The 18795-nt window shown below is 48.2% G+C and carries 20 protein-coding genes; 4 read left to right on the top strand and 16 right to left on the bottom strand.

Annotated elements, in window-relative coordinates; translation table 11 throughout:
- Window positions 1-119: 119 nt before the first annotated feature.
- The gene (locus RT717_RS10755) at window positions 120-1370 is read left to right on the top strand and encodes a multidrug effflux MFS transporter (RefSeq protein ID WP_317491735.1); all 1251 of its coding nucleotides are present in this window, start codon (window positions 120-122) and stop codon (window positions 1368-1370) included.
- A gap of 30 nt (window positions 1371-1400) precedes the next feature.
- Here the strand turns inward: RT717_RS10755 and RT717_RS10750 are convergent, their stop codons facing one another.
- The 12 genes from RT717_RS10750 to RT717_RS10695 form a co-directional block, all read right to left on the bottom strand.
- On the bottom strand, window positions 1401-1727 hold the full coding sequence (locus RT717_RS10750) for a hypothetical protein (protein WP_317491734.1): 327 nt from the start codon (window positions 1725-1727) through the stop codon (window positions 1401-1403).
- 630 nt (window positions 1728-2357) lie between these two features.
- Window positions 2358-2978 (bottom strand): hypothetical protein, encoded by a 621-nt coding sequence (locus RT717_RS10745; protein ID WP_317491733.1) that lies wholly within the window; start codon window positions 2976-2978, stop codon window positions 2358-2360.
- Window positions 2979-3102: 124 nt separating this feature from the next.
- Window positions 3103-4137: an alpha/beta hydrolase gene (locus tag RT717_RS10740; protein WP_317491732.1), complete on the bottom strand. Its 1035-nt coding sequence runs from the start codon at window positions 4135-4137 to the stop codon at window positions 3103-3105.
- A gap of 111 nt (window positions 4138-4248) precedes the next feature.
- Window positions 4249-4455, bottom strand: a complete 207-nt coding sequence (locus RT717_RS10735; protein ID WP_151996645.1) for a hypothetical protein — start codon at window positions 4453-4455, stop codon at window positions 4249-4251.
- Window positions 4456-4891: 436 nt separating this feature from the next.
- Complete coding sequence (locus RT717_RS10730; RefSeq protein ID WP_317491731.1) at window positions 4892-5314, bottom strand: hypothetical protein; 423 nt, start codon at window positions 5312-5314, stop codon at window positions 4892-4894.
- A gap of 104 nt (window positions 5315-5418) precedes the next feature.
- Complete coding sequence (locus tag RT717_RS10725; RefSeq protein WP_317491730.1) at window positions 5419-6153, bottom strand: LytR/AlgR family response regulator transcription factor; 735 nt, start codon at window positions 6151-6153, stop codon at window positions 5419-5421.
- Entirely contained in the window at window positions 6150-7190 is a 1041-nt protein-coding gene (locus RT717_RS10720; protein WP_317491729.1) for a sensor histidine kinase, read from the bottom strand. The genes RT717_RS10725 and RT717_RS10720 overlap by 4 nt, the downstream gene beginning before the upstream one ends.
- Before the next feature lies 1 nt (window position 7191).
- A complete protein-coding gene (locus tag RT717_RS10715; protein WP_151996651.1) occupies window positions 7192-7530 on the bottom strand; it encodes a DUF4288 domain-containing protein in 339 nt (112 codons plus the stop codon).
- Window positions 7531-7532: 2 nt separating this feature from the next.
- Entirely contained in the window at window positions 7533-8252 is a 720-nt protein-coding gene (locus RT717_RS10710) for a LiaF transmembrane domain-containing protein (protein ID WP_317491728.1), read from the bottom strand.
- Window positions 8253-8361: 109 nt separating this feature from the next.
- Window positions 8362-9531 (bottom strand): hypothetical protein, encoded by a 1170-nt coding sequence (locus RT717_RS10705; RefSeq protein ID WP_317491727.1) that lies wholly within the window; start codon window positions 9529-9531, stop codon window positions 8362-8364.
- 160 nt (window positions 9532-9691) lie between these two features.
- Window positions 9692-10894 (bottom strand): ChbG/HpnK family deacetylase, encoded by a 1203-nt coding sequence (locus RT717_RS10700; protein ID WP_317491726.1) that lies wholly within the window; start codon window positions 10892-10894, stop codon window positions 9692-9694.
- On the bottom strand, window positions 10894-12051 hold the full coding sequence (locus RT717_RS10695) for a hypothetical protein (protein ID WP_317491725.1): 1158 nt from the start codon (window positions 12049-12051) through the stop codon (window positions 10894-10896). The genes RT717_RS10700 and RT717_RS10695 overlap by 1 nt, the downstream gene beginning before the upstream one ends.
- 251 nt (window positions 12052-12302) lie before the next feature.
- Here RT717_RS10695 and RT717_RS10690 point away from each other — a divergent pair, with 251 nt between their 5' ends.
- Window positions 12303-13352: a c-type cytochrome gene (locus tag RT717_RS10690; RefSeq protein ID WP_317491724.1), complete on the top strand. Its 1050-nt coding sequence runs from the start codon at window positions 12303-12305 to the stop codon at window positions 13350-13352.
- Window positions 13349-14005 carry a PQQ-dependent sugar dehydrogenase gene (locus RT717_RS10685; RefSeq protein ID WP_317491723.1) on the top strand — a complete coding sequence of 219 codons (657 nt, stop codon included), beginning with the start codon at window positions 13349-13351 and terminating at the stop codon, window positions 14003-14005. Before RT717_RS10690 ends, RT717_RS10685 begins: the two co-directional genes overlap by 4 nt.
- Before the next feature lie 260 nt (window positions 14006-14265).
- On the opposite strand, the gene RT717_RS10680 is transcribed toward RT717_RS10685, so the two are convergent.
- The 3 genes from RT717_RS10680 to RT717_RS10670 form a co-directional block, all read right to left on the bottom strand.
- Window positions 14266-15753: a beta-propeller fold lactonase family protein gene (locus RT717_RS10680; protein ID WP_317491722.1), complete on the bottom strand. Its 1488-nt coding sequence runs from the start codon at window positions 15751-15753 to the stop codon at window positions 14266-14268.
- Between the two features lie 126 nt (window positions 15754-15879).
- Window positions 15880-16437 (bottom strand): hypothetical protein, encoded by a 558-nt coding sequence (locus RT717_RS10675; protein ID WP_317491721.1) that lies wholly within the window; start codon window positions 16435-16437, stop codon window positions 15880-15882.
- 6 nt (window positions 16438-16443) lie between these two features.
- On the bottom strand, window positions 16444-16821 hold the full coding sequence (locus tag RT717_RS10670) for a hypothetical protein (RefSeq protein ID WP_317491720.1): 378 nt from the start codon (window positions 16819-16821) through the stop codon (window positions 16444-16446).
- Between the two features lie 221 nt (window positions 16822-17042).
- On the opposite strand from RT717_RS10670, the gene RT717_RS10665 reads away from it, so the two are divergent.
- Complete coding sequence (locus RT717_RS10665; RefSeq protein ID WP_317491719.1) at window positions 17043-17423, top strand: DoxX family protein; 381 nt, start codon at window positions 17043-17045, stop codon at window positions 17421-17423.
- A 146-nt stretch (window positions 17424-17569) separates the two neighbouring features.
- On the opposite strand, the gene RT717_RS10660 is transcribed toward RT717_RS10665, so the two are convergent.
- Complete coding sequence (locus RT717_RS10660; RefSeq protein WP_317491718.1) at window positions 17570-18544, bottom strand: hypothetical protein; 975 nt, start codon at window positions 18542-18544, stop codon at window positions 17570-17572.
- Window positions 18545-18795: the final 251 nt, after the last annotated feature.

Below are 18795 nucleotides of genomic sequence, written 5' to 3'. Positions count from 1 at the left end.
CTGTAGATTGTTCAGACATATAAACTGTTGTTGGATAAACCTTACCAGGAATGGATTTCCATGCCTACCTTTGGCATCAAAGAGCCTCGTGAAGCCCCAAGGTTCGACCCAACTGCTGCATGACCAACCACCGTCCCAAAAGTAAACTTTCGTTGATATTCATTCTGGGGCTTCTTACCGCCATTGGCCCCTTTTCGGTGGACATGTACCTGCCAGCTTTTTCGGGTATTGCCAAAGGCCTGAACACCAGCGTGGATCAGGTGATGCTATCGCTGTCCAGCTTCTTCGTAGGTATTTCGGCCGGGCAATTACTATACGGCCCTCTGCTGGAGAGGTTTGGCCGCAAAAACCCCCTCTACTTCGGACTGAGCCTGTATCTGGTGGCTTCCGTTGGTTGTGCGATGGCTGGTTCGGTAGAGGTATTGATTGCCGGTAGGTTTTTTCAGGCATTGGGCGGCTGTGTGGGAATGGTGGCTGCCCGTGCTATGGTGCGTGACTTGTTTGAAGTGAAAGAGAATGCTAAGATATTTTCGTCGCTGATGCTGGTGGTGGCGGTCTCCCCTATTATTGCACCAACAGCCGGTGGCCTCATTACTTCAGTGTTTGGCTGGCGTTATGTCTTTGTTGCGCTTGTTGTTGTGGCCATCGGCGTTCTGGTGGGTATCTACTGGTTGCTGCCGGAGAGCAAAAAGCCCGATCCTTCCTTTTCGCTGATGCCCAGGCCTATCCTGCGAAACTTTGCCAGCGTATTCCGACATACCCAGTTCACTACATTCGCCCTTACGGGCGCAGTAGCCGCAGCTGGCTTGTATGCCTACGTTAGCGGCTCGCCTCATGTGTATATGGAGGTATTTCAGCTAACGGAAGGTCAGTTTAGCTGGGTGTTCGCTGTTATTGCCATGGGGTTAATAGGCTCCACGCAGCTGAACAACCTCATGCTAAAGAAATACTCCAGTGAACAGATCATTGGCGTAGGACTGTCTTTTCAGGCCGCCGCTGGAGTGGGATTGGTGGCTCTGAGTTTACTTGGCCTGGCGGACTTCTACAGTGTTACCACCCTTGTTTTTATCTTTTTATGCTGCCAGGGCTTTATCTTCCCCAATTCCTCAGCCCTCTCCATGGCGCCTTTCCACACCAATGCAGGCAATGCATCGGCGCTGATGGGGGCCATTCAAATGGCCATTGGGGCAGGTGCTTCGGTGCTGGTGAGTGTTTTCAACGACCCCACTCCCCTGCCCATGGCGGGCGTAATGGCCTGCTGCGCTTTGTCGTCACTGAGCATTTTCCACCTGGGGAGAAACATCATCAAGCACACGGCTACCCTCAAAGAGGTGGAGCAGGAAGAAGTGGACATGATTGGTACGTTGTAACCAATGGATGAGCTTGCTGGAGTAAGTTGCTCATTTCATTTTTACCGGTATTGGCCCGCCGCTCGACACATAGCTACCTCCTAGCTCGTCAATATTTACATCCAGCTCGTCGCTGGTATCTATTCCCACAATATTTACATCCAATTCATCACTTGCACTTATTTTCATCGTGATGCTTCCGTCTTCATTGAGAGGGACGAGACCATAATTTGTACCTGATATCATTGCTGGACTGGTCGATTCTCCCGCATATGCCTTTGGAAAAAGGTCTACCTGCTCAAGCGTCATCACAGTTAAACAGAGGGCTATTACTGTCAGTACAAATTTTGTGTAGTTGTCAACTTTGGAATTGTTCATGGTTGTATGGTTTAAAGTATTAATGCCACTGAATAAACAGCGAAAACTATGCAGGTATTGACGGCGGTACCGTATAAGATGCGTTTGGCGAAGTAAACTTGATTGAGTATTGAGAGGGATTCGAAATATTGCCCTGTGTGTCTTTCTTTTCCTTTTGGCCACAAAGGCACTAAGGCTCGAAGCATAGCGTATTAAAACTTTGCGGTTTGCTCTGGCAAACTTGCGCCTTTGTATGAGTACTTTGGTGACCTTTCGAATAAACTCTTTCTTTTGGCCACAAAGGCACTAAGGCCCTAAGTATGCCATATCGAGAACTTTGCGGTTTGCTTCAGCCAACCTGCGCCTTTGCGTGACTATCTCACCATCTCTGCGCTACCACAGAGAAGAGTTGATTAGCTGACTAGCAGAACGAGAAAAGCCTTGTGCGCCCAGTCCCGTAGGGACGATATGCCGGTAACACCGGCTCACTAAAATCGGGCTTACTGCGAGTGCCGTAGGTACGGCACATCTACAACCTTTGCGGTTTGCTCTGGCAAACCTACTCTTTTGCTTGTGAGCCCGGATAGTTGGCCTGCTTCCTTTCAGTCATGAATTTACTGGCGATAGACGGTTGGAAAGAAGAGTTAACATCTATTTCGTCAAAATGACTGGGTTTGTAGTGTGTTGAAATACCTCTCCGTTGTTGAGGATAAAAGATAGCTGAATGGAAAAGGAATCGCTTTTGCCAGGAGCTTCCGACAATTTAAACTGAAATTGCTGGTCGATAACACCATTATGATTGTCTACGATGTAGTTCGACAGGGGTACAAATTTCTCAAAATCGTCGTAGAAAAAGATCCAGTCTTTTATCAGAACGATTTGATTGATGGTGTCTCCTGCAGCATAAGTGTCGTTGTAGTCATACATCGTACGAACAAAGATAGTATCAACCCCAATCTTGTCCCCGGCATACCCCTGCTCAGCACACTCAAGGGCCATTAAAGATTGGCCGTAGTCCGACACAATGGCAGCAATATAGTCCGCTTGAAAATTGAAACTTATAAAAAAGCTATCCCATAGGACTTGCTCGTTTCCGATAATTTTTCTCCACGGGTTTGGCTCCGAAGTGGTAAGCCTCATGTTAGTAGATTCTATCCCCTTTATCCTGAAGTGAGGAGGACCGGATTCACAACTGCCATCCCTGGTCAGGCATGAGACAATACATGCACCCAGCATAAAAAAAATGATAAGCACTGTTTTAGTCACTCTCATATCACTGTCGTTTTTCCAGGCTTAAAAAATTCTTTGCCTGAAGAGCGTTTTCTCCACACTTTCCCCCAAACCAGCTCGCAGTCCGACGCCGCACCCACACCGATTACTGCTTAGCACTTACTGTTCACCTACTACCTCCCTCGTACCCCTTCCACATCCAAACCAGCGTATTAGCCAGGGTCAACTCATACACTTTGGTGTCGCAGTGCTTGGTGGCTTTGCTGAAAACATAGCGGTAGTCGTAGCCTCTGGCTTTGAGGGCGTCGGCAGTGCGGTTATTGGCCATTACCCAGTTGTGGTAGGTTTCCTCGGCGTCGTCATAGCGCAGGTCGAATTCCGAGACATGGGTAAAAATGCGGAGCGGTTTCTTGTCCGTAGTTTCGATGAGCTTCATGCCAGAATGGTACTCCCAGGCCCCTAGTGGATAGGTGGCCTCTTCGGCTGCATCATCGTCCTGCTGATCGACGAAGGTGCCAGAATAAGTGATCAGTCGCCTGAAAAGGTCTGGCCTGAACCAGCCCATGGTCAGTGCAGCAGCACCGCCAGAGCTGCAACCCATCACAGCTTTTCCCCAGGGGTCAGCAGTAAAGGCGATGTTGGGATAGGCCGCTTTGATGGCCTGGTTGCTGAGTACAGCTGGCAGCACCTCATCGTTGATAAAGCGGGCAAAGCGATCTGACATAGTATCGTACTCAAGGCCCCGCTCGCTGCCTTTGCTGTCGTCTCCCCCGTTCTGCACGGCGATGGTAATGAAGGCGGGCAATTTGCGAGTCGCATCTGTTGAAATGGTGAGGTTGTCCAGGGCGTTGCGCACAAGGTCTAATCGACTTGGGCCATCCAGGGTGACTAGTATCGGTGCTTTCGTGCCATCTTTATAGGCAGCGGGCACATACACAAAGATCTGCCGTGTTTCTCTTACTGGCTTTTTCGAGTCAAGCGTTGCGTCTGTACCTGGAAAAATCTTGCTATCGGCCAAACGCATGGAAAACTCGAAGTACTTTCCTTTGGGGTTGCCGAGGTCGGTGAGTGCTGGGTCAATTGTATAGTCGGGACCAACGACAAAGTTGCCATTGCCATTTTCGCTATTTGACTGTGCTGCTACAGTATAGGTAAACAACCAGCAGCCAATGGCCAGCGGGAGAAATGATTTAAAAAGCATGGTAGGTAGTGTTTAATGATCGGGATGCACAGGCGCAGCCCCGAATGAAGTTAGGCTTTGGCACAAAGAATTGCAACACTGGCATGGCTATTCAGCAATGACTGTCTTTCCTTATTTCTTTGTATTGTCCTGAAGAAGTTTGTCAAATTGAGTCCAGTTCAGAGAGATGATTTTCGCATACCTTGGCGTCCAGTCAAGTCCTCCTTTTGATATTTTTAAGGTACCTAGCTTGCCACCGTCCTGAGTCACATCAATGATTACGTCGGAACTTCCAATCTCAGTGGAAGGCAAATTGAGTTTTACGCTGTGTTTAGGCATGGTAAATGTTTTTGGTTTGTATACTGGTTGCGTCTTTATCAGGCTTTGATCGTTTTGACTAACAGCAATTCAAGCAAATTAATGGCCGACTCATGATGAGTGGGGGTTTTTAATGTAGTTCTGCTCCCGCTGGCACTTAGCCACTCAATTGATAAATTTATATTTTGTGGCGGACAATCCAAGCCTGCTGCGGCATAATTACAACCGAGCCCCCATGCATGATAGGCATGTGTTGGCGATATTTCTGTGCGTTAGAAAGCATATAAAAGGCCTCCGATAAGAAGGGCGATTCCGAGAATCAAGGCTTGAATATGGGTGGATTTGGTGGATTCGCTATAAGAACTCTTGGCTGGCTTATTTCTGGCTCCGTAGATTATCAGCAGAAGTCCGATCAACGAAATTAAGATGCCAAGTATAATGTCAAAAGATCCTTCCATTAGTTCGTTAGCTTCATCCACCAGTTCCCTACATTGTACATATCGTCAAAAGAGTCCTGAAGGCCATCTCGTTCTTGGTCTTCGTGAATCTCCCAGGTTCCTTGGAAACTGTTCTCATTTTCATCGAAAGTCCCGGAGTAATGAATGTCTGGATGCTCAATTGAATTGTCTCCGAAATATTCATCAGATTCCACAAAGACAAGTCTATTATACTTCTTGATGAAACTAATAAAGCCGTCGTCATGGAATCCTGAGATATTAGAAGGCTCGTCGGATAAGGTCAAATCTTGTGCCGTTCCGGTCAGTTCGCCGTCTATATCCAGCATTTCTAAGGTAAAAGCATGATACTCAACCTCAGGCTGCTCGTCTGACCCGATGTTAACTGAATACTCGCCTTCCCATTTGCCAGTTAGATTTGCCATTCCGTGAAATTACAGCCAACTAACTGAATATACACAATTACAATTATTTCCATCGCAGTCGCAGGTAGATCTGGTTTTTGAATTGCCCTATCGCCCTCCACACCTCAAATCCCCAGCACCTCCTTCAACTTGGCGTAACCACTCTGGCTCAGCGGAATGCGGGTACCACTTCTTAAAAGCGCCAGATGGCTGTCTTTTTCTGCAGGCTCAATGCGGGTGAGCTCCTGGAGGTTCATCAGGTAAGAGCGATGAATGCGCACAAACTGCTTAGGATCAAGCACTTTTTCGAAGTGACCCATGGTCTTCTTTTTCAGGTAAAAACCCTCTTTCGTGTGGATTTTCACATAGTCGTCGTACGCTTCCAGATAATGCACGGTCTGAATGGGAAGAATCACAATGTTACTGCCTTTCTTAACCACAATGCGCAGCCGCTCTTCGGGCAACGAGGTATTTTCGAGCAGTTCTTTGGTGCCCTGCTGTGCACCTCCCTGATGGCCTCTCCATTTTTGAATAGCCTTGTCGAGGCGCTCTTTGCTGAAGGGCTTGAGCAGGTAATCCAGGGCATGTTGTTCAAAAGCCTGAATGGCATACTCGTCGAAGGCAGTGGTGAAAATGACCGCTGGAGGGTTCTCTACCAGCTCAAGCATTTCAAAGCCATTGATTTTTGGCATCTGAATGTCGAGAAAAATAAGGTCAGGCTTATGTTGCGCAATCGCTTTTACGCCTTCAAACCCGTCGTTGCATTCGTCAACAATGGCAATGTCGGCATAAGCGCTGAGGTATTCTTTTACCATGGTGCGGGCCAGCGGCTCGTCATCTATTAGTATCACTTTGATCATATCGATGGAGGAATTCTGATAGTGGTGGTAAATTCTCCTCCCTGCTGTGAGGTGAGAAGCAAATCGTTTCTATGATAAAGCAGGTACAGTCTGCGTTTTACCGACGACAATCCAAAGCCAGTTCCTCTGGCAGTGACTGACGTTTCAGGATCGAAAGGGTTCTTTATTTCAATTTGCAGCATGGTGCCCTCCATGGCGGCCTTCACAGAAACGGTGATTTCTCCTACCGTGTCATACAGCCCGAATTTAATGGCGTTCTCCACTATAGGCTGCAACAGCAGCGAAGGGAGTTTGTGGGCCATGCAATCATCATTTTTTAAAATTTCTACTCGTAGCCTATGACCAAACCTCACTTTCTCGATATCGAGGTAAAGCTGTAAATGCTTCATCTCTTCTTCCAGCGTCACCAGCTTACCGTCTTCTTTTTTTACCGTTCCACGCAGAAAGTCTGACAGTTGCTGAATCATGCTGCGGGCTTCCTCGGGGCGTGTGACTACCAGTGCGCTGATAGAATTGAGGCTGTTGAACAGAAAGTGGGGCTGCAATTGCTGGCGAAGCTGGCTGAGTTCTGCCTCACGGGAAAGCTTCATGGCATCCTCTTTCCGTTGTTCTGTTTCTGTCCTTTCAGTAACATACACCCAAAACCAGGTAAGTATCGCCACCAGCATCATCATGAGTAAGCCAACCGTACCCCGAACCGCCAGCGTATTCCCAAGAAACGCTTCATAGCCAGGGGTTTTGGCATTGACCTGTTCAAGGATGAATTGTTGAGCGAAAAGGCAAATAACGCTTAACACAATTGCTCGCATAAGCACAAATATTGCCGTCCTTCTGCCCGGTTGATAAGCCTGCATGGAGGTGTTCATGGTGTAACCTGCCACAGCATAGATCAATTGAGTGATGGAAGCATCCGTCAGTGCCGTTTCCCAGTCAAAGCCAGCATGCAGCATAGCGTAGGTTTGAACGGCCATCCAAAGCATCCACCAGGCCAGGTAGCTCAGGGCGATGGTGGTGTGGGAAACGAGTGGTTTGGTCATGTTACAACACAGGGTTATGCATCAGCTGGAGCAATGCCGCCTTTTGATGTACATAATGAACATAGGCGGTGCTTTCTTCCGGTTCGTGAATTTGCGAAAATAATTCAACTCCATCTTTTAATTCGTCGACCGGAATCACATCGCAAACGTCGATGAACTTCCACTTCACTGTTTGATTATGCACGTTGGCAAAAGTATCTTCTTCACTACGGCCAAGCATTCGTGCTTTCTGAAAAGCCTCTTCATCACTATTGGCTTGTATCAGCCGCAGCGTTTCATCAAACTGCGGCCGATCTCCTGCGCAAATCTCAAAGACGATTTTTGACAAGTACCATTCCATCACTAGTAGCTCTTAATATCCAGTCCACCGAACATCACTGTGCCCTTCAATATCAGGACTTTGCTGTTGTCATCGGCCTGCACTATTGGTCGCTTGTCGTCGATGCCTCCCAAAATGGCCGTGGCCTCGTTCCTGATATTCCAATGAGGCGGTACTATCAGCTTAACGCCACCGAAAGCGACACTGAAATCCATCACGATGGTACCCTGGAAATCGGCTTGCATCAGGTCCAGGTCAGTGCCACCAAAAATGTTGTCAATTCTTCCTCCCTGAAAGTTCTTAGTGATTATCTTTTTTTTCACACCTCCGAAAAGCACAGATGAGTCGATAAAGTCATCGGAAGAGTTTTCCGTGGTAAGTCCTCTCTCCCACCGGTTTTGTTTTGGTCTCAGGATCATATAGAGACCAGCGCCTATAATGATGACAGGCCAGAAAACATGGCGATATTCATAACCCAGTAGTTCATCCTGAACAAGAAAAATGGTTCCAATGACAATAGGCACTATCCATCCACCAGGCTGAAACGACCTGCGTGCACCAATGAACAATCCTACGCCGATCAGGATCATTTCCCATGAGAAGATCCAGCGGGGCACATCGAGATGCATTTGCCTGGCCAATAGCACCGAGCCTATGACTATCAGAATGACTCCCGCAAGCGGGCGATTAGATTTAGGTGAAGCCCTTTGGGCGTTTTCCGGAGAAGTGTTTCGTGTATCCATTTGATTAAGTTTTTCTGAAAGTAACGGCAGAAAAATGACCCTGGCTACAGCAAAACGGCCACGACCGGAGAGAAGTCGGTGAACAAGGGATTAGCGTCGGTAAACGAAGTCACCCCCACTTCAACCCCACACCCCAGGCACCAACGGCACTTATCAGGAGCACTGAGCCTTCGTTGTACACGTCGTCGAGGGAGATGCTTAGGATATTGATGCCCAGCACATACCAAAGCCCAACGGCCAGCAAACCTACCAGCACACCGCCACTGAACGATTTCCAGGAAAATTTGCTGTCGCTTTTGAGGTATTTAACGCTGGCTCCAATGAGCCCACCTATGAGTGTGAAAAGGAGAAAGGTGTAAGGAAAGTCGTACTGAAAGCCCTCCAGGTTGGAGCTAAAGCCGGTGGAGAAGGCAGCCAGCTTCACAGGCCCATCTCCCTGGGAGCGGATGTAGACGGTTTTTGTTTCGTTGTTGCTCAACACAAAACTCTCCTCCGACAATGTGCCTGCTCCCTCTTCGAACGAGAACCTGATCTCTGCGCTGCCGTTTCCTATTCCCTTCAATATCACTTCAACGGGCACTTCCTGTATGCCATAGCCCTGTGCGAACTTCTTGCGGGCTTTGATAGTAAGGGGCGACTTCACCCCCACTTTGGTGATATATCCTTCAGGATTCAGCCGGGTACGGAGCCTCAGCTCTGCCGAATCCTTCAAGTTGTCGGTAGCTGTGAGCTTGATACTTGATGAGGGCAGGTTGAGATGATCAATCTCTATCCATCCGGGGCTGATGCCTCCTATTTCTAGAGAAGCGGGCTCAATGAAGACAGGGTCAATTGTCGGTAAATGGCCACCTCCCGACTCAGGCAACAGAATGAAATTAATGCTGCCCAAAAAGGCATTTTGAGAAAAGTCGTACTGTAGCGGCAGCGCCGAGGTGAAAAAGATGTAGTATCTGATGTCCTGGCTTTCGGTTTGGCCCGGCAGCACAAACACTTCGGGGATCAGCTGTTCTGGTGATACGGTTGTGTCGCCGGTTGTGAAAACTGGCCTTGTTTCCTGCTGCTGAAGCACCTCCCGGGCTTCGGCACCGGCTACTTCCACTTTGTCGCCAAAACGAACCGCCTTTAGTTGGTTTTGCCGCAGCGTGATTTCACCTTCTTCAACAATGTTGATCTCAGGCACTGTTTCTTGCTGCTGAAACGTTGCCTCTCTTAACTGTGTGGAATTGGCTTTGAAGATCTTACCGAGCTTATCCCGGTCGATTTTTCTATCTTGTGCCATTGCACCCTGCTGAAAGCAAATGACTAGCAGAAGTATGAAACCACGAACAAGCCACAGTGTATGTTTTCCCTTGAAGTCCATAAATTTTGATCAGCTGATTTACTTACCTAATATAATAAATACAAAAAAGTCCTCTCTGAAAACAGCCGCCGGGATGTCATCACGCCTTCCTCACCACCACAGGGCTCAATGCCAAACTTGGGTCCGACTTCCAGGGGCTACCCTTTTCCAGTGACAGGTATTCAGCCACCCTCCCGTCGAAATGTTTGATATTGACTCCCGGGTAAGAAGTATCCAGGTCTTTGTAATGGCGCACCAGGTCCCTTTGCCGCCGCAAAGTGGTTTTGAGCAAATGGATGACGATCTCTCTCGTGTGGTCTTTGCTCACCAAAAAATCAAATAGCCATTCGTCTAGCTTACCCTGCTTTTTCTTCACCTGGCTCAGGTAGCTGATCACAGCGAAAGGTGGCAGTGGCCCATAGTGATCGACAATAGTATGTTGAGCTCCTTCTACTCTCGATCCAAACTCTTCTTCCCATGCATTCATTTTATCAATCGACGGCAGATCAATGTCGGTGATGACCAGCGTGTCGTACCAAAACCTCTTCGAAGAGGGCAGGAATCTGTGCGTTCTGAGGGGAACGTCGTTTTTCTGTGACCACTCCTGCATGTGCCGAAAAAGCGGCTTATTGAATGTCAGTATATCGTGATGCGACGTCAAATGGTCAGGTTTGCGCTTGAACACCGCCTTGAATTTCTCATACTGCGCATCGAGTTCAGCCTTGATCTGTTCAACAAAAGCCTCCCGCTCGTAGTCCGTATCGAAGTCGGTGTATTTGCGGAAATATTTGCCATTGAGCAGGTTGCTTACATCCCCGGTTGATACGGGTTCGCCCGATGTGATGGTGAAATGTAGCCCCACATGGGTGGTTTCGTACAGCTTACGGCTGTCACCCACCCGTTCATAGCTGCACAGGAAGTCGTGCCAAGCTTTGAGGTAATCGCCTTTGGTATCTCCAGGTCGGTTAACGAATACGGCGATGGAGTTGATCCTACCATACCTTAGCGCTACTTTAGCACCCATATCAATATCGTCCACCACACCAATATCATCGGCAGTGACAATTAGTTTTTTCTCTATAAATGGCACTTCGGAATTGGCGTTGACAGCGCCGCTCCACACAAAGGTTTGGTTGGCTAGCACGTACCAAATGTCGATTTCCTTGTACATCTCGCCTCTGATGGCATGCGAAACCTCTACCACGGTTCCGACGGGCAAGGCAGGCGCTCTTTTTGCCCTGACGGTCGGCCTATCCAGCCTTACATTCACCAGGTGAGTAACGGTTCCTTTGAGCTTTTCCATTACCCAACTGCTTTAACTTCCACCGCATCTGCCTTCCTGGGTTCTTCCCTCGCCGCCACGGGCATTTGTAGAGAGCTTCGGATTTTCACCAGCTTATTCAGCAGGTCGAACCAAAAGGGGCCACCCAACGAAATAGCGAAGGCTGTAATGAGGTATCCAAATCCGGGCCATGTGTCGGTTTCTTCTTTTTGGCTGCTCAACACAGCATTGTATTTAGCAATTTCGCTTTTTACGGAGTCCATGTACTGCTTCTGCTTAGTAAAAGCCTCCGCATCGACACCGTCGGGATGCTGCGCCAGGAACTCAGTTGCCCCTGCCACAAACATCGCCCGCATGTCTTCGTTCTTCGACAGGTCCGACGCAATTTGAATCGTGTCGACTTTAAATGCAATTGCCAGGCCGAGTCCTATCAGGAAGGTCACGAAAGTCACCTTACGCTTATACCAGCCGATAATGCGATCCATTTGCTCGTTGTACCATTTCTCTATCAATACCTTGAATTTGTCAATGTCATTGGCGGCATCGTACCAAAGCGACTTCAGCTGGTAGTTAGTTTCTTTATCGATGGTAAAGGGTTTGAGAATTTCGGCGCTACTGCGATTGGCTTTTTTTTGGAGGTCGCCTTTGAGGTAGGCCAACTCCTCAGAAAAGGCCTCGAATTCAAACAAATCCTTTTTGGCGTCAAACTGACTGATATCGCTTTCGAGCTGATCGATCCGGTCTTGCAATTCTTTCAGATCAAACCGGGGAATGATGCCGAGCGAGGCACTGATGTTTTCTCCTTCGTCGTCGTAATCGCCACTTCTCAACAAGTCGACCATAGCAGCACTGAACCTCTCTGGTGCGATGTAAGAAGGCCTGCTGGTTGCCAGACTAACTAAGCCCTTCTGTGCCAGAAATTTAATAGACGGATGTTTGTAGAAGGCTTCCGTGAAGCCGTTGCCACGAAAAGCAATAAAGAGATTGAGAAAAGTGTAGTTGAACCTATTGGTGCTTCCATCATCCGAAAGCATCCTGTCAATACCTGCGAGAAGGTTTTTGCCCCTGGAACCAAAAGAAGAGGTGACAGACTCCACAATGGTGGTAGCAAAAAGACTGTAAAGCAAAAAAATGAATATCAGGCTGATGAAGACATCGAGCACGACAAGTCCGGTCATTGCAGTAGGTGGTTGATAAGAGGATGAATTTCAGTAAATTTTCACACCCTTGCAATCCCTATTTATCGGTATTTTGATGGTAACAACCTAACAATCATGTCATTATCAATTGTTTTATTCACTATTCAGTGAAATAGTCTAAAAAAATGTGGTTTCAATGGCAGCCAGCTTACCAGGGCCTTATGTAACATTTTGCAAGGCGAGTTGAGCACTTGACAATATATTTGGAAGACGATTGCTATCTTCACTCTATGTCTAAACGTCTGCTGCTTACCCTGGCACTCCCCATTGGTTTCGCCCTCGCCATTATTAGCTGTAACTCACAACCTGATGAGGGCACCCTGAGCAAAGGCAAGGACTTGTTTACCAAACACTGCATGTCGTGCCACGGACTACAGGATGACGGCATAGGCCCGCCGCTTGGAGGTGTGACTTCGGTGGTGGCAGAGCCACAGCTTATTGACTTCATTAAGAACCCATCAAAATACATTGACTCACAGGATATTAGATTTTCACTGTTAAAGCAAAAGTACAAGCTGGTAATGCCGCCTTTTGAATGGTTGCCCGAAGACGATATCAGCGCTATTGTGGCCTACCTCAAGCAGCAGACTGAGCTGTTCGATATTCCCCCTTTGGATGTGACGCAACAAAGCAAAGAAGCGGGACTGTCAGGGCAGCTGGTAAGTGCACCTCAACCGTCAGATATCAGCATAGAACTGGAAGAGGTCGTTCAGCTACCAGCTTTGGGTGAATCTTCCGACCTCGGCGTGGTCACGCTGCGCTCCTCTCCCATTGGCGATGGTGCTATGTTTGCCAGCGACCAGCACGGCGTGATCTATCGCATCAAAGATAGAAAGGCGACCGTATTTATGGATCTCAGAAACGAGCTTCCCGACTTCCAAAGTGGCCCCGGTATCGCCACCGGCCTTGGCAGCTTCGATTTTCACCCGCATTTTCGAAACAACGGTCTGCTCTATATTAGCCATGCCGAAGCTTATAAGGGCCAGCCCGCCGACTACGTCGTTTCCGACACACTCCGGTCGGTGGCGCAGTGGATTGTTGGTGAGTGGAAGGCCAACAATCCGATGGACACAGTTTTCTCAGGAATCTACAGAGAATTACTGCGGGTGCATGCCCCTACCTTTGCCCATGGCATGCAGGACATCGGCTTCATTCCGGGGTTGGAAAAAAACCACCCCGACTATGGTATGCTCTATTTTGGCTATGGCGACGGTGGCTCCAATAACATCCACCACCCCGAGCTGGGCATCACCCTCAATCGTTCCTGGGGAGCATCATGAGGATTGATCCCGCTGGCAGCAACAGTAAAAACGGTAAATACGGGATACCAGCAGGCAACCCTTTCTCACAGGATACTGGTGATGGCGTGGTCAGGGAAATATATGCCTACGGATTCCGAAACCCCCACCGAATGGCCTGGGATGAAGCCAATGACCACAGAATGTTCGTCACCGACATCGGGGAAGCCAATATTGAAGAGTTGAATATTGTAGTAGCCGGCGGCGACTATGGCTGGCCGGTGCGGGAAGGCAACTACGGCATCAATACAATCAAGAACCTCAAAGCAGTCTACGAGCTCAGCACCACAGACAAGGCGCTCTACAAAGGCCCGTTCGCCCAATACGACCATGAAACGGGCAATGCCATCAGCGGCGGCTATGTGTACGAGGGAAACTTAGCGGCGCTTAAAGACAAGTATGTGTTTGGAGACATTGTAAGCGGCAAGCTGTTCTTTGTTAATATTAACCCCCAGCTCAGCGATTCAACGGTTTACCAACTCTCCGTTGCCGAAAACGGAAAGGAAACGACCATGCAGGAGCTGACAGGCATCAAGCGTCAGCATTTGCGTATTGGCTATGACCGAGTCGAAAAAGAGATGTATGTCATAACCAAGGTCGACGGAAGGATCTGGAAGATTGTAAGGGCCTACTGACGGGAGGCTAGCTAAAGCGAAGGGTCAAGTAGATTGGTACATGGAGGTGAATACTTGGGCGACTAATAATAAAAAAACAAAACTGGTTCAATGCGTCCCGCCCGGCCGGGATAGGATTGGACCTTTTGTTTTTTTATTACCGGCTTGCATGAACTATTTACCGTTTTTTTTTACCCGACAATCCCCAGAAATGGAGAACGATTCAAAGATAACCCTTGGAGGGTTTCAATATTAAGACTCCCTTCAATGTCGTCGAACTGCTATTCAGGTATTTTGGCGGCCTGCCTGGCCAGCATTTTCCACTGACCGCCCTCCTTTCTCCATACCATCAAAATGATGATATCGACCTTTGAAGGATAGCCAGGGTTGTTGGCATCGGCCACCAATCTGTGCCTCACAATGGCATTGTCGCCGGATATTTTGATCGTCTGATTCAGTATGTCTACTTTACTGAAGTTGGTCCAGCGCTTCATGAATTCGTCAATGAAGCCCTGCTTGTCTCTGACGGTACCGCTTGAGTGTACATACTCCAGGTCGTCGCTGGCGAGGGAAGCCAGCACGTCGCTGTCAGGATCGGTCATGGCTTGGCGGAAACGCTCGACAGCCATAGCCACCAGCTTTTCTTCGGGTGCTTGTTGCACCGGAGCAAACTTGAGACAAACGGGCTTTTCTACAGCAACGCTTTGGCCTGTGGGTGTCAAAAGGCCCGTGTTTTCATCTCGCCGGAACACGATCACCTCATTCGTATCCTGGTTGGCTACGAGCAGAAACCTGCCGGTCGGGTCGATGGCGAAATTTCTTGGCGTTTTTCCCATAACGGGTTGGCGGCCTATCCTTGTGAGTTTTCCCTTCTGATCAATGGAGTAAATGGCTATTTCGTTGGCGTCGCCCCGGTTCGAAGCATACAGGAACTTCCCATCGGGCGACACATGAATGTCAGCCCCCGACAAACGACCATTAAAGCCTTTGTCTACCATGCTGATGGTTTGCCTTGCCTTCAGCACACCTTCAGCATAGTCGAGGGCCATTACCGCACCATGCAATTCCAATATCAGGTAGGCATATTTTCCATTGGGATGAAAAACCAGGTGCCTCGGCCCACCACCTTTGGCTACCGACAACCATGGCTTCGAAGCTGGTGTCAGTATTTCGCCTGATGTGGTACTCAGCTGGTACTGGTACACCCTGTCTGTTCCCAGGTCAGGCACCATCAGGAAGCGGCCGTCAGGCGAAAGCACCGTCGCATGCACATGGGGTGCTTCCTGTCTTTCTTTGTTCACGCTGCTACCCTGGTGCTGAACCAGCTGCACGCTCCCCTCATCAAACGATCCGTCGGCATGGGTACGAACAGCTTCCGTACTGCCGCCCCCATAGTTGCCTACAAAAACAGCGTTGCCGCCAGGAGCAACTGAGACGTAACAAGATCCGGAGGAAGGAACGCTATTGAGGAATGATAGCTGACCCGTGCCGGGATTCAAATCGTAGGCATTGACCTTGGAGCCACTTACCGCATACAGATTGGTTTGGTCGTCGCTCACGGCTAGAAAGGAAGCATTTCCCAGCTCGGTAACCGGCTGCACCTTCCTCAAAGTGCCTGTTTCACTATCGAACTGATAAGTATGGATACCGTTGGGGCCGGCCTCAGTGGCATAGGTGCCTATGAAAAGGAAATATTGGTTTGTGCTTTGGGCTTTGCCGAAGGCGGCACCCATTAAACAGCACAGGAAGACAAAAGCGATCTTTTTCATTCAGGAGAGGGTGTTTGCGAAAACAATGCTACGTGTTGGTGCTAAAGTACCAGATTTTGGCCAATTGTGACCGCCACTTCGTGGGAAGTTATCTTGAATTTGGCATTAAGGGTACATTTGCCCCATCTAGCTCGCCACCAACCAAACAACACCTAATATGGCGGCCCCAATGGTGCCAAACAACAACCTGTCTTTAAATTTATCTAAGCCCATCCTGTTGATCTGCCGCTTCAACTCCTTGTTTTGTTCTTTTAACTCCTGAATCATTGCATCCAGGTCGGTTGTATTTGCTTCGAGGTTTTTGTTGGTATCGTTAAGGCTGACTGACAGGGTCGTAAGCCTGGCAACCACTTCATTTAACGCTCCAATTTGAACGTTGCCCTCGGTGTTATTGTCCAGCAGCTTCTCCAGGGATTCCTTGGTCGTGGTGAGTTGCGCAAGCAAGCGTTTGTTTACGCCAATGTTCGTATTGTACCGTTGAAGTAACGCTTCATACTTATAGGTAAGCTCATTGATCTGATATATCACACTGGAACTCAGTAAAGAAGCAGTGTCGGCCTCTATGGCCACTGTGTCGCCCCGATACAACGTCATTTTTGTATCGTGCGAAGTAAACACTTTTACCTGACCACAGCTTTCCACACTATAACTAATCATGAAAAACAAGATGGCTAAATATCTCATATCCAATTATTTTTCATTGAGAAGCGTTCTGAGACTTCTTATCGTTTCCACATCGTCCAACTCAAGGGTATCCACCTCCTGAATGATCTCCACGATATTGGCGTGTGCAGAGGCAATCAGTAGTGTGCTCTGCCTGTTTACACTGTCAAGCTGCTGGCTAATGGAGTCAAGGCTCATAGTGGTCTGGTCAAGTGACGTTTTAATTTCCTGGTATTTCAAAAGCGTGCTTTTATAGTTCTTGCTTAATTCAGCGAAGTTCGCTGTTAAAGCCTCGTAGTTCTTCTGAATCTCCCGGAGGTTCTTAATTCTTTTGCTTTGAAAAAAGCTAAGTGCAGCCAGCCCAAGGGCCGAAGCTATAAGTAAATAGACAAAAAGGGTTTTCATAGTTTGGTTGAAGTAGGTTGGCGTGAATTCTGTTCAACAAAATAGGAAAATTTAGAGCAAAAGAGAATGCGGTAGCAAAAGCAAGAGTAAATAGCGAATACCAAGAGCTCAATTCCTGGCACTCCATGCCGCAAACGCCCCACAAAAATGGCGTTATCACGCAGCTACAGTTGGGCTAACAGGCGCTATCTTTGTGTTATCACTTAAACCAACCAACTATTATGAAAAGGATCAACCTCCTCTATTGGGTATTCACCGGTCTGTTTGGCGGCTTCATGATGTTTTCCGCTATCCCCGACATTATTTCTGTGCCGGATGCTGTTGAAATGGTCTCAGGCCAGCTGGGCTATCCTGAATATATTATTCCCTTTCTCGGAGTGGCCAAAGCACTTGGTGTAATTGCCCTTTTTATACCTGGATTCCCAAGGGTCAAAGATTGGGCATATGCCGGACTGACTTTCGACCTCATAGGCGCTACCTACTCAGGCATTGCCGTCGGCGGCTTTGACCCTGCCATGCTGATGATGGTGGTGATATTTGGGGTTGAGGCATTGTCCTACATCTATTACCACAAGCGACTAAAGCTTGCAGAGGCAAGTTAGCGGTTGACAACAGGCTCGCTCCAGCGCAGAACCAAAGGAAGTTATCCGTAGTCGAAATACCACTATCCCGCAAGCGCCAACGACACCGGTGAAAAACAATAAAGGCCCCTGGATGGAGGCCTTCATTCTTATTGGATGGCTACATCCTAGTTATTTGGCCAATTTGACCAGTTGCTGCAATGGCCGGCATTGTCAGTTCCCGATATATTTCGTCGGGCAACACTATATCCGGCATTCATCAGAGCTGCAGGCGCAAAGTGCAGCTTTCCGTTTCCACTGGCGAATGCCTTGCCAAAATGGGCCTGGCTCAAGGCATGGCCTGCTTCATGAAGAATCACTGTTTCCAGGTCATATATGCCATTGCCAAGCACATCATCGGGTGCATCCTGCCAGTTGAATACATCGTTAATGTAGATTTCTTTGATGGCCACATCAGATTTTCCGTCTGCGTCAAGGTCGTCAAGCCATACAAAGGTAAATGTCACTCCTAAAATTGAACTCGCTCCGCCAGGCGAAACTGCATCAAAAAATGCTCCCGGAAGGATACCTCCATGAACCACCGTGCCTGGAAAATACCCCGCAATTCCACCAAAGCCAAGCAGGTACTGAACGTAGCCTATATCAAAGGAAGCGACACCCAAATTCGGAATCTCCAACCCGGACGAGCACGTAACATTGCCCCAGGTTTCCATAGCAGCCACCGTTGCACTATAGGTTTCAAATTCAGACATCCCGGAAGATGTGCCTAATTCTGTGCCGTCGATAACATAAGGAACATCAATCCCTGTGCCATTGCGTGGGTCGTTCGGCACGAAGTCAGACGACAGTTGTTTATTACCAGTGTTGGCAAAAAAAACAGTGTTTCCAGCCTGCTCAGCCCCAAGAAATTCCATTTTTTGTATGGCTAAGCCCTGAGAGGCAATCGTTTCATTGACACTGGCAATCCATTGTTCAATGCCAGCGGTTCTGCCGTTTCTGTTTTCAACCGATGATGGATCCACCCTTGTTAGCTTGTCCTTTAGCGTAGGGTTAAACTCAACGGTTTGTGGCACATTCTCATTTGGCTCGCAACTCCAAATGAATAAAACAACGGTTAATAAGGCGGTGATTAGTTTTCTCATAACTGTGTAGATAATGGGGTAATTGATTGATTTCGCTCAATAAATTAACGATCAAATACCAGCCTGACAAATATTGAATTATATGGATATTTTCTATAACAATACTTATGCGATCCTTGGGAGATATTTTCGAAAAAAAATTACCGCTGTAGTTAGAGATTAGGCGTGGGTTAAAGCATTTCGAGCGATTCATTAACCATTTCAAAAAGACACACCTCAATAGCCCACCTTACCAACCCGCACCGGAACTT

The sequence above is a fragment of the Imperialibacter roseus genome (assembly GCF_032999765.1).
GTDB classification, from domain to species: Bacteria; Bacteroidota; Bacteroidia; order Cytophagales; family Cyclobacteriaceae; genus Imperialibacter; species Imperialibacter roseus.
This window is presented reverse-complemented; position numbering and strand designations above follow the sequence as displayed.

Bases quoted from the DNA above. Each gene is read 5' to 3' on its own strand.
- RT717_RS10735 (WP_151996645.1), bottom strand. From the start codon at position 4,455: ATGCCTAAACACAGCGTAAAACTCAATTTGCCTTCCACTGAGATTGGA.
- RT717_RS10755 (WP_317491735.1), top strand. From the start codon at position 120: ATGACCAACCACCGTCCCAAAAGTAAACTTTCGTTGATATTCATTCTG.
- RT717_RS10700 (WP_317491726.1), bottom strand. From the start codon at position 10,894: ATGGAAAAGCTCAAAGGAACCGTTACTCACCTGGTGAATGTAAGGCTG.
- RT717_RS10690 (WP_317491724.1), top strand. From the start codon at position 12,303: ATGTCTAAACGTCTGCTGCTTACCCTGGCACTCCCCATTGGTTTCGCC.
- RT717_RS10730 (WP_317491731.1), bottom strand. From the start codon at position 5,314: ATGGCAAATCTAACTGGCAAATGGGAAGGCGAGTATTCAGTTAACATC.
- RT717_RS10715 (WP_151996651.1), bottom strand. From the start codon at position 7,530: ATGGAATGGTACTTGTCAAAAATCGTCTTTGAGATTTGCGCAGGAGAT.
- RT717_RS10665 (WP_317491719.1), top strand. From the start codon at position 17,043: ATGAAAAGGATCAACCTCCTCTATTGGGTATTCACCGGTCTGTTTGGC.
- RT717_RS10660 (WP_317491718.1), bottom strand. From the start codon at position 18,544: ATGAGAAAACTAATCACCGCCTTATTAACCGTTGTTTTATTCATTTGG.
- RT717_RS10705 (WP_317491727.1), bottom strand. From the start codon at position 9,531: ATGGCACAAGATAGAAAAATCGACCGGGATAAGCTCGGTAAGATCTTC.
- RT717_RS10680 (WP_317491722.1), bottom strand. From the start codon at position 15,753: ATGAAAAAGATCGCTTTTGTCTTCCTGTGCTGTTTAATGGGTGCCGCC.
- RT717_RS10720 (WP_317491729.1), bottom strand. From the start codon at position 7,190: ATGACCAAACCACTCGTTTCCCACACCACCATCGCCCTGAGCTACCTG.
- RT717_RS10695 (WP_317491725.1), bottom strand. From the start codon at position 12,051: ATGACCGGACTTGTCGTGCTCGATGTCTTCATCAGCCTGATATTCATT.
- RT717_RS10675 (WP_317491721.1), bottom strand. From the start codon at position 16,437: ATGAGATATTTAGCCATCTTGTTTTTCATGATTAGTTATAGTGTGGAA.
- RT717_RS10725 (WP_317491730.1), bottom strand. From the start codon at position 6,153: ATGATCAAAGTGATACTAATAGATGACGAGCCGCTGGCCCGCACCATG.
- RT717_RS10670 (WP_317491720.1), bottom strand. From the start codon at position 16,821: ATGAAAACCCTTTTTGTCTATTTACTTATAGCTTCGGCCCTTGGGCTG.
- RT717_RS10710 (WP_317491728.1), bottom strand. From the start codon at position 8,252: ATGGATACACGAAACACTTCTCCGGAAAACGCCCAAAGGGCTTCACCT.
- RT717_RS10750 (WP_317491734.1), bottom strand. From the start codon at position 1,727: ATGAACAATTCCAAAGTTGACAACTACACAAAATTTGTACTGACAGTA.
- RT717_RS10745 (WP_317491733.1), bottom strand. From the start codon at position 2,978: ATGAGAGTGACTAAAACAGTGCTTATCATTTTTTTTATGCTGGGTGCA.
- RT717_RS10685 (WP_317491723.1), top strand. From the start codon at position 13,349: ATGAGGATTGATCCCGCTGGCAGCAACAGTAAAAACGGTAAATACGGG.
- RT717_RS10740 (WP_317491732.1), bottom strand. From the start codon at position 4,137: ATGCTTTTTAAATCATTTCTCCCGCTGGCCATTGGCTGCTGGTTGTTT.